The sequence below is a fragment of the Pannonibacter anstelovis genome, from assembly GCF_036881715.1.
Lineage (GTDB): Bacteria > Pseudomonadota > Alphaproteobacteria > Rhizobiales > Stappiaceae > Pannonibacter > Pannonibacter anstelovis.
In genome coordinates this window covers 382,361-395,463 of the sequence record NZ_JBAKBF010000002.1, presented here as the reverse complement: position 1 = coordinate 395,463, position 13,103 = coordinate 382,361, and the positions used below count along the sequence as shown (strand labels likewise).

The 13,103-nt window shown below is 62.3% G+C and carries 12 protein-coding genes; 7 read left to right on the top strand and 5 right to left on the bottom strand.

Annotated features, from left to right (window positions below; all coding sequences use genetic code 11):
- Nucleotides 1–21 precede the first annotated feature (21 nt).
- From V6L75_RS04605 to V6L75_RS04580, 6 genes are all read left to right on the top strand, one after another.
- Nucleotides 22–741, top strand: coding sequence for a GntR family transcriptional regulator (locus tag V6L75_RS04605; protein ID WP_334250337.1), 720 nt, complete (start codon nucleotides 22–24; stop codon nucleotides 739–741).
- A gap of 22 nt (nucleotides 742–763) precedes the next feature.
- A complete protein-coding gene (locus tag V6L75_RS04600; protein WP_334250336.1) occupies nucleotides 764–1,741 on the top strand; it encodes a TRAP transporter substrate-binding protein in 978 nt (325 codons plus the stop codon).
- Between the two features lie 65 nt (nucleotides 1,742–1,806).
- Nucleotides 1,807–2,316 (top strand): TRAP transporter small permease, encoded by a 510-nt coding sequence (locus tag V6L75_RS04595; protein ID WP_334250335.1) that lies wholly within the window; start codon nucleotides 1,807–1,809, stop codon nucleotides 2,314–2,316.
- Nucleotides 2,313–3,590, top strand: a complete 1,278-nt coding sequence (locus tag V6L75_RS04590; protein WP_334250334.1) for a TRAP transporter large permease — start codon at nucleotides 2,313–2,315, stop codon at nucleotides 3,588–3,590. Before V6L75_RS04595 ends, V6L75_RS04590 begins: the two co-directional genes overlap by 4 nt.
- A gap of 6 nt (nucleotides 3,591–3,596) precedes the next feature.
- The gene (locus tag V6L75_RS04585; RefSeq protein ID WP_334250333.1) at nucleotides 3,597–4,643 is read left to right on the top strand and encodes an L-idonate 5-dehydrogenase; all 1,047 of its coding nucleotides are present in this window, start codon (nucleotides 3,597–3,599) and stop codon (nucleotides 4,641–4,643) included.
- Nucleotides 4,644–4,756: 113 nt separating this feature from the next.
- Nucleotides 4,757–5,404 carry a DsbA family protein gene (locus tag V6L75_RS04580; RefSeq protein ID WP_334250332.1) on the top strand — a complete coding sequence of 216 codons (648 nt, stop codon included), beginning with the start codon at nucleotides 4,757–4,759 and terminating at the stop codon, nucleotides 5,402–5,404.
- An 11-nt stretch (nucleotides 5,405–5,415) separates the two neighbouring features.
- Here V6L75_RS04580 and V6L75_RS04575 read toward each other — a convergent pair whose 3' ends face one another.
- From V6L75_RS04575 to V6L75_RS04555, 5 genes are all read right to left on the bottom strand, one after another.
- A complete protein-coding gene (locus V6L75_RS04575) occupies nucleotides 5,416–6,501 on the bottom strand; it encodes an ABC transporter ATP-binding protein (RefSeq protein ID WP_334250331.1) in 1,086 nt (361 codons plus the stop codon).
- Nucleotides 6,502–6,522: 21 nt separating this feature from the next.
- Nucleotides 6,523–8,145, bottom strand: a complete 1,623-nt coding sequence (locus V6L75_RS04570; protein WP_334250330.1) for an alpha-glucosidase — start codon at nucleotides 8,143–8,145, stop codon at nucleotides 6,523–6,525.
- A 47-nt stretch (nucleotides 8,146–8,192) separates the two neighbouring features.
- On the bottom strand, nucleotides 8,193–9,320 hold the full coding sequence (locus tag V6L75_RS04565; protein ID WP_334250329.1) for a carbohydrate ABC transporter permease: 1,128 nt from the start codon (nucleotides 9,318–9,320) through the stop codon (nucleotides 8,193–8,195).
- Nucleotides 9,320–10,315: a carbohydrate ABC transporter permease gene (locus V6L75_RS04560; protein WP_334250328.1), complete on the bottom strand. Its 996-nt coding sequence runs from the start codon at nucleotides 10,313–10,315 to the stop codon at nucleotides 9,320–9,322. Before V6L75_RS04560 ends, V6L75_RS04565 begins: the two co-directional genes overlap by 1 nt.
- A 124-nt stretch (nucleotides 10,316–10,439) precedes the next feature.
- Nucleotides 10,440–11,798: an ABC transporter substrate-binding protein gene (locus tag V6L75_RS04555; protein WP_334250327.1), complete on the bottom strand. Its 1,359-nt coding sequence runs from the start codon at nucleotides 11,796–11,798 to the stop codon at nucleotides 10,440–10,442.
- A gap of 273 nt (nucleotides 11,799–12,071) precedes the next feature.
- Here V6L75_RS04555 and V6L75_RS04550 point away from each other — a divergent pair, with 273 nt between their 5' ends.
- Entirely contained in the window at nucleotides 12,072–13,103 is a 1,032-nt protein-coding gene (locus tag V6L75_RS04550; protein WP_334250326.1) for a LacI family DNA-binding transcriptional regulator, read from the top strand.

Below are 13,103 nucleotides of genomic sequence, written 5' to 3'. Positions count from 1 at the left end.
GTGTGGAAAATGGACGGAAACATGACGGGTCAGATTCTGCCGCTCAGGCCACTTGCCGCATCCGAACCGGGCGTTCCCGTCGGCCAGCAGGTGCATCGTGACCTGCGCCAGCGCATCATTCGCGGTGAACTGGCACCGGGCACTCTTCTGTCCGAGGCAGAGATGGCCCGCAGCTTTGGCTCCAGCCGCCAGCCGGTACGCGAAGCCTTCATCAAGCTGGCGGAAGAAGGGCTTGTTGAGGTCCGCCCGCAGCGTGGCACATTGGTGCGCAAGATCTCCATCAAGCGCGTGATGGACATCCGCTTCGTGCGGGAGGCCATCGAGGCGAATGTGGTTCATCTGCTCGCCAGCCAGCCAGAACCAGCCTTCATCGCGGATCTGCGCGCCCAGATCGCCCGGCAGCGCGAGGTCGCTCCCGATGCGCAGGATGTGTTCATGGCGCTGGATGAAACCTTTCACCACACCATGGCCCGCGCCATCGGCAAGACCTACGCCTGGGACGTGGTGGAAAGCGTAAAGGCCCAGATGGACCGGGTCCGCTACCTGAGCTTTGCCGACTTTCCGATCTCTCGCCTCATCGCCCAGCACGAGGCCATCGTCGATGCGATCGAAACCCGCAATCCGAAAGGCGCGGAAGAGGCTATGCGCGCCCATCTGCGGGAGATCCTGAAGGACCTGCCGAACATCGCGGCTGCCCGGCCGGAACTGTTCGACATGGAAGAGGTGCAAGTCACCCCATAATCACATGAAGTGGAGGAAAAACATGCGTCGTTTTACAAGGCAGGCTCTTGCTGCTGCCATCGGGCTTGCCAGCCTGACTGCCCTTGGCAACCCTTCCCTTGCCGCAGAGCGCGTACTCAAGCTTGGCCATCTCGCCAACGAGCAGAACACCTGGCACAAGGCCTCCGTGAAATTCGGTGAGGAACTGAAGGCGCTCACCAACGGCCGCATCGAGGTTGAGGTCTATCCGAACGAATCCCTCGGCAAGGAAGTCGATCTGATCAACGGCATGCAGCTTGGCACAGCCGACATGACGATCACCGGCGAAAGCCTGCAGAACTGGGCGCCCATGGCCGCCCTTCTGGCCGTGCCATATGCCTACAAGTCGCTGGAGCACATGGACGAGGTTGCGTCTGGCAAGATTGGCGAAGACATCAAGGCAGAGATCGTGGCACGCGCCCAGATCCGCCCGATTGCCTATTTCGCCCGCGGTCCCCGCAACCTGACTTCAAACCGCGAGATCAAGTCTCCCGATGACCTGAACGGCCTGCGCCTGCGTGTGCCCAACGTGCCGCTCTTCGTGGACACCTGGAAAACCCTTGGCGCGCAGCCGACCCCTATGGCCTTCTCCGAGGTTTTCACTTCGCTGCAATCCGGCGTGATTGACGCTCAGGAGAACCCGCTGGCACTGATCAAGTCAGCGAACTTTGCCGAAGTGCAGAAGTTTGTGAACAAGACCGAGCATGTTCGCTCCTGGATCTATCTCACGATCTCCGAAATGACCTGGTCGCAGCTCAGCGCCGAAGATCAGGCCGCAGTGATGGAAGCCGCCAAGCGTGCTCAGGCCTATGAGCGCGAGCTGTTCCTGGCCGACGAAGAGAACCTCGTGAAGGAACTGCAGGCTGCAGGCATGACCTTCGTGGAGGTGGACACCAAAGCCTTTGCCGAAAAGGCACGTCCGGCGGTTCTGGCCAATGTGAAGCCGGAAATCCGCCCGATCGTTGAAGACCTCATGAAGTGACAAGGCGGCAGCGGCCCCGGGCACCTTGGCCGAGGGCCGCTGCAGGCCTCCTTCGGGAGACAATCATGATTTTCAGACAGGCACTTGCACTAGTCGCGGCGGCCAGCCGCTTCGCAACGGGAGCGGCTTTTTTCATCCTGATGGGCGCCGTGCTCGTTCAGGTGCTGGGGCGCACGCTCTTTCACTCATCCCCCGTCTGGACGGAGGAGCTCACACGCTTCGCCCTGCTCTATGTTGCCGCCATTGGCCTCGGGCTTGCTTACCGTAGTGGCGATCTCGTCAACGTGGATCTGGTCTGCGAGAGCCTGCCCGCCCCTTGGCCGAAGCTGCTGCGGGCGCTGTCGGCCCTGCTAACGGCGATGCTGTGCCTGATCCTGATCGGCCCGGCCTGGCGCTTCACCTCCATCGGCGCCCTGCAGACATCTCCCGCCCTGACCTGGCGGATGGACTTCATTCACGCCAGTATGCTGGTTGCCCTCGTCTCGCTCTGCATTTTTTCCCTCGCGCGCTCCCTGTCCATCGCCACCGGCGAAAGTGACGGCCTGCCGCAGGCAGCCGGAGAAGAAACCCCGTGAGCCTTGCCATTCTCTTTGGCGTCTTCGCCCTCGGCCTGATCATCGGCGCCCCCGTTGCGGTAACGCTGGGCCTTGCCTCCATGACCTACCTCTGGTTCAAGGGCATTCCTCTTGTCGTCATGCCGCAAAAGATGTTTGCCGGCATCGACGTCTTCGTTCTCCTGTGCATTCCCGGGTTCATCCTGGCCGGCAACCTGATGAACCGGGGCGGCATCACCGGACGCATCGTGCGCTTTGCCAATGCGCTGGTGGGCTGGATGCGTGGCGGGTTGGGACAGGCCAATGTCGCCGGGTCCATGCTCTTCGGCGGCATTTCCGGAACCGCCGTGGCAGACGCTGCCTCCATCGGCGGCATGATGATCCCCGGCATGAAAAAGGCGGGTTACCCAGCCGATTTTTCCGCAGCCGTCACAGCCGCATCCTCCACCGTCGGGCCGATCATTCCGCCCAGCGTGCCGATGATCATCGTCGGCGCCCTCTCCGGCATTTCCGTTGGCAAGATGTTCATGGCCGGCGCCATTCCCGGGATCATGATGGGGCTGGCGATGATGGTCACCACCTACATCATCGCCGTGCGCAAGAACTTTCCGCGCCAGCCCTGGCAGGGCGTGCGGGAACTCTTCCTTGCCTTCCTGGGCGCCTTCTGGGCTCTGGCCATGACAGGCCTCATCGTCGGCGGTCTGCTGACGGGCCTAGCGACGCCCACCGAAACTGCCGTTGTCGCCAGTATCTACGCCTTCGTCGTCGGCGCGTTCTTCTACCGGGAGCTGCCCATCCGCGAAGTTCCAAAGATCGTCATCGACAGCGCCATTTCCTCGGCCGCCATCCTCGCGCTCGTCGGCTTTGCCAATGTCTTCGGCTGGATTCTCGTTTCCGAGCGCATTCCGCAGATGATTGCCGAGAGCGTGCTCTCTTTTACAGACAACAAGTTCGTCGTGATCCTGCTGATCAACATCGTGCTGCTGATTGTCGGCATGTTCATGGAAACGATCGCGGCGCTGATCATCCTCTTCGTGCCGCTCCTTGCCCTTGCTCAGGGTGTCGGCATTGACCCGCTGCATTTCGCCACCTTTGCGGTGCTGAACCTGATGATCGGTCTCACCACGCCTCCCGTGGGCGTATGCCTGTTCATCTGCGCCAACATCGCCAAGCTGCCGCTCTCGCCGGTCATCCGGGCCATCACGCCCTTCCTCATCACCAACATCATCGTGCTGCTGCTCGTGTCCTATATCCCCGGACTTTCGACCTGGCTGCCCACCTATCTTCTGGATTGAACCGTCATGGAAACCCGCGTGTGCCGCCTTTACGGCCAGCATGACCTGCGCATTGAAACGGCGGAAGTTCCGCAGCCCGGCCCCGGCGAAGTGCTCGTCGCCATCGGTGCGGGCGGGATCTGCGGTTCGGACCTGCACTACTTTCAGGATGGCGGCTTCGGCCCCATCCGCGTGCGCGAGCCGATCATCCTCGGCCACGAGATCGCCGGAACCATCTCTGCCCTTGGCGAGGGCGTCACTTCGCTCAACGTAGGCCAGAAGGTCGCCGTCAATCCCAGCCGCCCGTGCCGCACCTGCAAATATTGCTCGGAAGGGCTTTTCGCTCACTGCCTGGCCATGCGCTTCATGGGTTCGGCCTTGCGCTTTCCCCATGAACAGGGCGGCTTCCGTGATCTCGTGGTCACCGATGCCATCCAGTGCGAGCCGGTGGGCGCGCATGTGGACCATGCGGAGGCGGCCTGCGCCGAGCCGCTGGCTGTTTGCCTGCACGCAGCCAATCAGGCCGGGCCGCTCGAAGGCCGCCATGTGCTCATAACCGGCGCTGGCCCCATCGGGCTGCTCTGTCTGGCGGCAGCCAGACGGGCGGGAGCCGCCAGCATCACGGTCACTGATCTGCAGGATGCAACGCTGGCAGTGGCAACACAGATGGGAGCAACGCAGACCATCAATGTCATAACCCAGCCCGAAGCGCTGGAGCCCTTCAAGGCGGACAAGGGCCACTTCAACGTGGTGTTCGAGTGTTCCGCCGCGGCCCCGGCCCTGCGCACGGCCATCGAATGCATCCGCCCGCGCGGCCGTATCGTGCAGGTCGGTGTTACCGGCGATCTGCCCATCCCGGTCAATCTGATCGTCGGCAAGGAGATCGAGTTCGTGGGCACGCACCGCTTCCATGAGGAGTATGCGCTGGCCGCCCGCCTGATCGACAGCGGCGAGATCGACGTGAAGCCCATCATCAGCCACCGCTTTGCGCTGGAAGATGCGGAAGAAGCCTTCCGCATTGCCGGTGACCGCTCGCAGGCCATCAAGGTCAGCCTGACATTCGCAGCCGCCTGAGGCGTTCCCTGCACCGATTGTCTCGCCTGCGTGGACACGTCATCCACGCAGGCGTTCTTTTTCCGGGCAGAAGGGCATGCCATAAGGTGCAACTCATCAGCAGAGGCCATGCCATGAACCCCGAGATCATCTATCTTTTCGATCCGCTTTGCGGCTGGTGCTATGGCGCGGGGCCGGGGCTTGCACGGCTCGCGGCGGAGCCCGGTATCACGGTGACGCTGCAGCCGGTGGGCCTGTTTGCCGGTACCGGTGCACGGCCGATGGACCCGGGTTTCGCCTCCTACATCGTCAAGGCCGACGAGCGGATCACGGCCATGACCGGCCAGCCTTTCAGCGATGCCTACCGGCAGAACGTGCTGTTCGGCGGCACGCAGAGGATCGACAGCGGCCCTGCAAATCTCGCGCTCACCGCCGTCCACCTGACTGAACCGGATGAGTTGCACAAGGCCCTGAAGGCGCTGCAGGCAGCGCGATATGTCGATGGCAAGAACATCACCAGTCCGGCCGTCCTTGCAGAGATCCTGAGTGACGCGGGATTGCAGGCCGCGTCTGACCGGCTGGCAGCCGCAGACGAGGCGCTGGAAGCTGCCATGCAGGAGTGGATCAGCGAAGGCATGGGCCTGATGCAGGCGATGCGGGCGCAGGGCGTGCCCGCCCTGCAGCTGCGCACCCCGTCAGGCGGACGCTACACCATCGACACACAAGCCCTGTTCGGCCCGCAGGTCGAGGCCCTGATCGAGGCCATCGGCAAGGCTGCTTGAACCAGGCAGACTCAGCGGTACAGCAGCGACACGCCGTCGTGGAACAGATGCAGCGCCTCCGGTGCTGCGGTCAGCAGCACAGCGGAATGCCTGAGGCCCGAGCGGATACCCGGCAGCTTGGCAACCATCTGGCGCCCCGCCTCATCCTTCTCAAAATAGAGCAGCGTCACCTCGCCCAGTGCCTCGGTGATGTCCACCGTGCCGGTGAACAGCGGATCACCCTCCGTTTCGCGCAGATCCTCGGGCCGGACGCCGAGATTGACCTTGAGGCCCATATCGCCGTCACGGGTCGGGATGGCAGCCACAGCCTCCAGACCGCTGTCCAGCCGCACGCGGGTCATCCCGCCGGTGCCAATGATCTCGCCCGGCAGCAGGTTCATGGCCGGGCTGCCGATGAACTGGGCCACGAATTCGTTCTGCGGCTTTTGATAGAGTTCCATCGGTGTGCCGACCTGACTGATACCGCCGCCTGCCAGCACAACGATACGGCTGGCAAGTGTCATGGCTTCCACCTGATCATGGGTCACATAGATCATGGTGCTGTCAGGCATTTGCTCCTTGAGCTGAGCAATTTCGATGCGGGTGGCCACCCGCAGCGCCGCATCGAGGTTGGAAAGCGGCTCATCGAACAGATAGACCTTGGGATCGCGCACGATCGCCCGGCCGATGGCGACACGCTGGCGCTGGCCGCCGGACAGCGCCTTGGGCAGGCGGTCGAGATAGGGCGTCAGCTGAAGGATATCAGCTGCACGGGCGACAGCCGTGTCAATCTCTGCCTTGCTCTTTCCCGCGATCTTCAGGGCAAAGGCCATGTTGTCGCGCACGGTCATATGCGGGTAGAGCGCGTAGCTCTGGAATACCATGGCAATGCCGCGCTGGGCAGGCGGCACGTCGTTCATCAGCTCGCCGCCGATCTCCAGCGTGCCGCCGGAGATCTTCTCAAGCCCGGCGATCATGCGCAGCAGGGTTGACTTGCCGCAGCCGGAGGGGCCGACGAAGACGATCAGTTCACCCTTCCTGATGTCCAGATTGATATTGCTGAGAACCTTGACGCCGCCATAGGCCTTGGCCACGTCCGTAAGCTTCAGATCTGCCATCTGCCGGCCCTCCCCTTGCCTTCAGCGCCTGCGCATGAGGCTGACGCCCCACGGCCCAAGCGCGATGATGCCGTCATGCTCCGAAACACTGCCGATCTCATGCCCGATCGTTTCCCACTCATGCGAGGGGATGCGGATATCGGCTGGCGTATCCGAGAGATTGAAGGCGCAGAATATGGTCTCGCCATTCAGCTGCCGGGAGAAACTGAGTACATCCCCCGTCACCGTCATCGGCGACTGGCTGCCCTTCATCACCGCCGGATTGGCATGACGGAAGGCAATGGCGCGGCGGTAGTGGTGCAGGAGAGCTGCCGGATCGTTTTCCTGCGCGTCTACGGCCAGAGCATAGTGCTCGCTGGGCACAGGCAGCCAGGGCCGGGCCTCGGAGAAGCCACCGCTCTGCTGCTGGATGTTCCAGACCATCGGTGTGCGGCAGCCATCGCGTCCCTTGAACTTCGGCCAGAACTCGACGCCATAGGGGTCCTGCAAGTCTTCGAAGGCAAGTTCTGCTTCCGGCAGGCCCAGCTCCTCGCCCTGGTAGATGCAGACAGACCCGCGCAGGCACATGAGCAGCGTTGCATAGGTGCGGGCAGCGGCAGGCGTCAGATGCCAGCGCGTGATGTGGCGCACCACATCATGATTGGAGAAGGCCCAGCAAGCCCAGCCTTCCGACGCCACCCGGTCAAACTCCTCAAAGACACTTGCCACATAGGGCGCGGTCATCGGGCGGTTTGCCAGAAATTCGAAGGCATAGGACATCTGCATCAGATCATCGCCCCGGGTATATTCCCCCAGAAGCTCCAGCCCGCGCTGGCTGTCACCGATCTCTCCGACAGTGGCCGCGTTATACTCGTCCAGCACCACGCGGAAGCGGCGCAGGAACTCCAGATTTTCCGGCTGGTTCTTGTCGTAGACGTGGCGCTGGTGATTGTAGGGGTTCACCTTCGGCGCCGTCAGATCGTTGCGCTCTTCCACCGGCAGCGCCGGGTTGTCGCGCAGTTCCTTGTCGCAGAAGTAGAAGTTGATGGTGTCGAGACGGAAGCCATCAACTCCGCGCTTCAGCCAGAAACGCGCGACATCCAGCAGCGCATCCTGCACGTCGGGATTATGGAAGTTCAGATCCGGCTGAGAAACCAGGAAATTATGCAGGTAATACTGCTCGCGCCTCGCATCCCAGTGCCACGCCGGGCCGCCGAAGATGGACAGCCAGTTGTTGGGCGGCGTGCCATCCGGCCTGGGGTCAGCCCAGACATACCAGTCCGAACGCGGGTTATTGCGGCTCTGGCGGCTTTCCTCGAACCAGATGTGCTTGTCCGAGGTGTGGGACAGCACAAGATCAATCAGCACCTTGATGCCATGGGCATGGGCGGTTTCAATCACCCGGTCAAAATCGGCCAGCGAGCCGAACATCGGGTCCACATCGCAGTAGTCGGACACATCATAGCCGAAGTCCTTCATCGGCGAGGTGAAGAACGGGCTGACCCAGATGGCATCCGCGCCAAGGCTGGCGATATGCGGAATGCGGCTGACGATACCCGCCAGATCACCGATGCCGTCGCCATTGGAGTCCTGATAGCTGCGCGGGTAGATCTGATAGATCACCGCGCCGCGCCACCAGTCCTTGTCCTTGATGAGGGTGGTCATTCACGAAATCCTGTCGTTGATACGTCTGAGACTTGGAGGGAGGAAGGTTATTTGACGGAGCCGGCCAGCAGTCCGCGCACGAGGAACCTCTGCAGCGCGAAGAACACCAGCAGCGGAACGAAGATGGACACGAAGGCGGAGGCGGCGAGGATTTCCCACTCCCCGCCCTTCGAGCCCAGAAGCTCACGCAGCACGCCGGTCATGACGAGCTGCTGCTGGTTGTTGCCAAGGAAGACGGTGGCCACAAGCAGATCGTTCCAGGTCCACAGGAACTGGAAGATGGCGAAGGAGGCCAGTGCCGGGAAGCTGAGCGGCAGGATCAGCTTGAGGAAGATCTGGAAATCGCTCGCCCCGTCCACGCGCGCGCTCTCGATGATTTCACGCGGCAGGCCCACCATGTAATTGCGCAAAAGATAGATCGCCATGGGCAGGCCAAAGCCCGTATGCGCCAGCCAGATGCCCAGATACTCCTTGCCGATACCCAGCGAATTATGCAGCCGCAGCAAGGGGATCAGCGCCAGCTGCAGCGGCACCACCAGGAGGCCGACAATGGCGGCAATCAGCAGCGCACGGCCCGGAAACTCCATCCACGCCAGCGCATAGGCGGCAAAGGCGGCAATCAGGATCGGGATTACCGTGGCCGGAACGGTCACTGTCAGGGTGTTGAGGAACGCGCGGCCCAGACCTTCGGCAAAGAGCACAGTCTCGTAATTGGCCATGGTGAAGCTGGGCGGCGTTTCCGCCGTCACGAAGATGCGCGGGCTGCGGCCCTCGAACTTCGCCGGGCTTTCCAGCCGGTAGGCGCCATCGGCTTCCACCGTCAGCGTCTGGCCATCATCAAGATCTGCCGTCGTTCCCGGTTCATAGGCCATAGGGTCCCGCGAGGAGGTACCGAAGGCGGTTACGGTGCCGCTGCCCGTGTCAAAGACATTGCCGCTGATGATGAAGCGGCCGGCCTCCTCCCGCTGCGTTTCTGCATCCCCAGCCCGGACAATTGAATTCTGAACGGAGGGGAACAGCGCCTTCCACCAGCCGGTGGCAGCGATCTGATCCGCCTGCCGGAAGGAGGAGACGAGAAGCCCGATGGTGGGCACCGTCCACAGCAGCACCAGCGCGATGACGGAGAGATTGACGGCCCAGACGAGACCGGAGCGCTTGCCCGCAATATGATCCATCACTGCATCTCCTTGCGGGCATTGCGGATGTTCCAGATCATGATCGGTGTTACCAGCAGCATGATCACCAGCGCCACAGTGGAGGCGCGGCCTGCATCATTGCCACGGAACATCCAGTCGAACATGAGGTTTGCAAGCACCTGCGTGCCTGACTGGCCGTTGGTCATGGCCAGCACGATATCGAAGACCTTCAGCACCACGATGGTGATCGTCGTCCACACCACGGCGATGGTGCCCCAGATCTGCGGCACCTTGATGCGGAAGAACACCTGCAGCGGCGAGGCTCCGTCGAGGATGGCTGCCTCGATCGTCTCCTCCGGAATGCCGCGCAGGGCAGCGGAAAGAATGACCATGGCAAAGCCGGTCTGGATCCAGACCAGCACGATCATCAGGAAAAGGTTGTTCCAGAGGTCAATGGTCAGCCAGGTCTGCGGCTCTCCGCCGAAGAACACCACCACCGCATTGAGGAGGCCGATCTGCTCCTGCCCTTCGGGCCGGTAATCGTAGATGAACTTCCAGATCACCGAGGCGCCGATGAAGGAGATCGCCATCGGCATGAAAATCAGCGACTTGGCAAGATTGCCCCAGCGGATCCGGTCCGTCAGAGCCGCCGCCAGCAGGCCGAATGCGGTGGAGGCGGCAGGCACGAACAGCAGCCAGAGCATGTTGTTGCGGATGGACTCGCGGAATTTCGCGTCCTCGATCAGCCAGATGTAGTTGCCAAGGCCAACAAAACGCGTGCCTGAACTGTCGTGCAGAGACAGCCAGACCGAAACGAACACCGGGTAGAGCAGATAAACACCCAGCAGCAGCACGGCGGGCGCCAGAAACAGCCAGGGCCTGATCATGGCCGCCCGGTTGATGTTGCGCCCCGCATTGGCCCCGCGTGGCGGCAAGACCGCATCCAGGATCAGGTTGGAGCCATAGAAATAGGCGACGCAGCCGAACACGCCGGCAACAATCGTCGCACCCGCCATCATGATCTGCTGGAGCATTGCCCCTCCCGCCCGCCTCGGCCCGCCGGCAGCACATGCCCCGCAGGGTCCCGGCATCCGGTTCAACCGGCTTTTTGTCGTTGAGAAGAGCCGCCAGCCTTATCGCGGCTGGCGGCAAAAGCCATCACTTCTTGATCGCGTCCCAGGCTTTCTGGATGTCCGCACCGACTGCGGCTGCATCCTTGCCGCCGGCCACATAGTCCACCATGCCCGTCCAGAAGGCACCGGCACCAATGGCGCCCGGCATCAGATCGGAGCCATCAAAGCGGAAGGTGGTGGCGTTGAGCAGGATGGCCCCCATCTTCTTGAGCGTCGGATCGCCATAGACCTCGGCATTGACGCCCTTGTGCGGGGTCAGGAAGCCCTTCTGCGCCATCCACACTTCGTGGGCGATCGGCGTCTGCAGGAAGCCGATCAGCGCCTCGGCGGCCGGGCTGTCCTTGGTGATGGAGAACAGTGTGCCCGCGCCAAGCACCGGCTGGCCTAGATTCTTGTCCGCGTAGGCCGGGAAGTAGAAGAAGTCCACATCCTCACCGATCACCGTGCCTTCCGGGAAGAAGGAGGGGATGAAGGAAGCCTGGCGGTGCATGTAGCACTGCGGCGGAGAGGCGAAGAGGCCCTTCGGGCTGTCACGGAAGTCGATGGTGGCCACACCGGCGGCACCGCCCGCCACATACTTGTCATTGCGGGCAAAATAGCCGAACTCCTCGATGGCCCCAGCCACCTTCGGATCGTCGAACTTCAGATCATTGCGCGTCCAGGCATCGTAATCTTCCGGCGTCTGGGTGCGCAGCATCATGTCTTCCACCCAGTCGGTGGCCGGCCAGCCAGTGGCAGCGCCAGAGCCGAGGCCGATGCACCAGGGCGTCCCGCCATCCGCGACGATCTTGTCCGTCAGCGCCTTCAGCTCTTCCATTGTCGTGGGCACTTCATAGCCCGCGTCCTCGAAGTTCTCGGGCACGTACCAGACCAGCGACTTCACATCGACCTTATAAAAGAGGCCATAGAGCGCGTCCTTGCCGTCCTTGCCCTTGAAGGTGGCCAGATCCACCCAGGACTGACCGGCTGCGTAATTGTCACGCACCCATGCGGCCGTTTCGTCCCCAAGCGGTGTCAGGTATCCCTTGGAGGCCAAATCACGGGCAAGGCCCGGCTGCGGAAAGATTGCAATGTTCGGCGGTGATCCCGCTTCAGTGTCGATGACGATCTGCTGCTCGAAACTGTCGGACCCGGAATAATTGACCTTCACGCCCGTGGCAGCCTCGAAATAATCGAAGATGCTCTCCACCAGCTCCTTGTCCGGCCCAAGCCAGGGCCCAAGCACCGTGATCTCCTGCCCCTTCAGGGCATCGGTCTTCACAGCCTCGTAGCTTTCCCAGTTGAAACGGCTGTCCTTGCCCGGCTCGAACTTCAGCCCCTGCGCCTGAGCACCGGCGCACATCAGGGCAAGCCCGGCTGCGCCAGCAAGCAAAACTGTCTTCATCGCTACCTCCCAGTACCGCGCCAGATTCCTGCATTCCAGACACAGGACCAAGCGTCATTCAAACCGCTTTGAATGCGCCACAGTCGCTGATCGGCGCATGTGAGTCAACGGGGATGTTTTCACAACACCGCATACAACCTGAGTTTTCCTGCCGCGCCGCAGCAATTCAGCGAAGCAAAGATCTTTGACGCACGCACAGCACGCAGCTAAAGTCACGACAAAATCAAAGCGGTTTGGCTATTCAAACTCAAGACTTTCCTGCGATGTGCCCCTATGAATCTGAAGCAATTCGCCCAAAAGCTGGGGCTTTCGCCCACAACGGTCAGCCGCGCCCTCAACGGGTATCCGGAGGTCAATGAGGCCACGCGCGAGCGGGTTCTGGCAGCCGCAAAGCAGCATAACTATCAGCCCAATGCCCGTGCCCAGCGTCTTGCCACGGGCCGCGCCATGGCCATCGGCCACGTCATCCCCATCGCCACACGGCATGAGATGGTGAACCCCGTCTTTGCGGACTTCATTGCAGGCGCTGGCGAAAGCTATTCGCGCGCCGGCTACGAGATGGTTCTGTCCATCGTGCCGGATGACCAGGAAGCCAGCGTCTACCGGGAGCTGAAGGCGCGCGGCACCGTGGATGGCATCATCGTCCATGGCCCCAAGATGGCCGATCCGCGCATTCCCTTGCTGCAGGACATCGGCCTGCCCTTCGTGGTGCACGGCCGCTCCAGCGGCACGGCGGTTCCCTATGCCTGGCTCGATATCAACAACCGCCGCGCCTTCCGCCGCGCCACGGACTTCCTGCTGGATCTCGGCCACCGCCGCATCGGATTGATCAACGGCCTGGAGTTCATGGACTTCGCCGCCCGCCGCCGCTCGGGCTATCTGGAGGCGCTGGAAGCACGCGGGCTTAAGCCTGCGCCGGAACTGATGTTCAGCGCCGAGATGACCGAAGGCCAGGGCTATGCCGCCGCTTCCGCGATGCTCGCCTTGCCCGAGCCGCCGACCGCCTTCCTTGCGTCTTCCATGATCTCCGGCATCGGCGTGCGCCGTGCCGTGGAAGAACAAGGATTGCGGCTTGGCAAGGATGTGTCCGTCATCATCCATGATGACGAGCTTGGATACCTGAAGAACGGCGCCGAAGTTCCGCTCTTCACCGCCACCCGCTCCTCCGTGCGCGAAGCCGGGCGTCTGGCGGCGGACATGCTGCTGGCGCAGATTACCGAGCCTGCCAGCGAGCCGCAGACGCGCCTTCTTGAATGCGATCTCATCATCGGCCAGTCCACGGGACCGGCCCCAGTCAGGACCTGA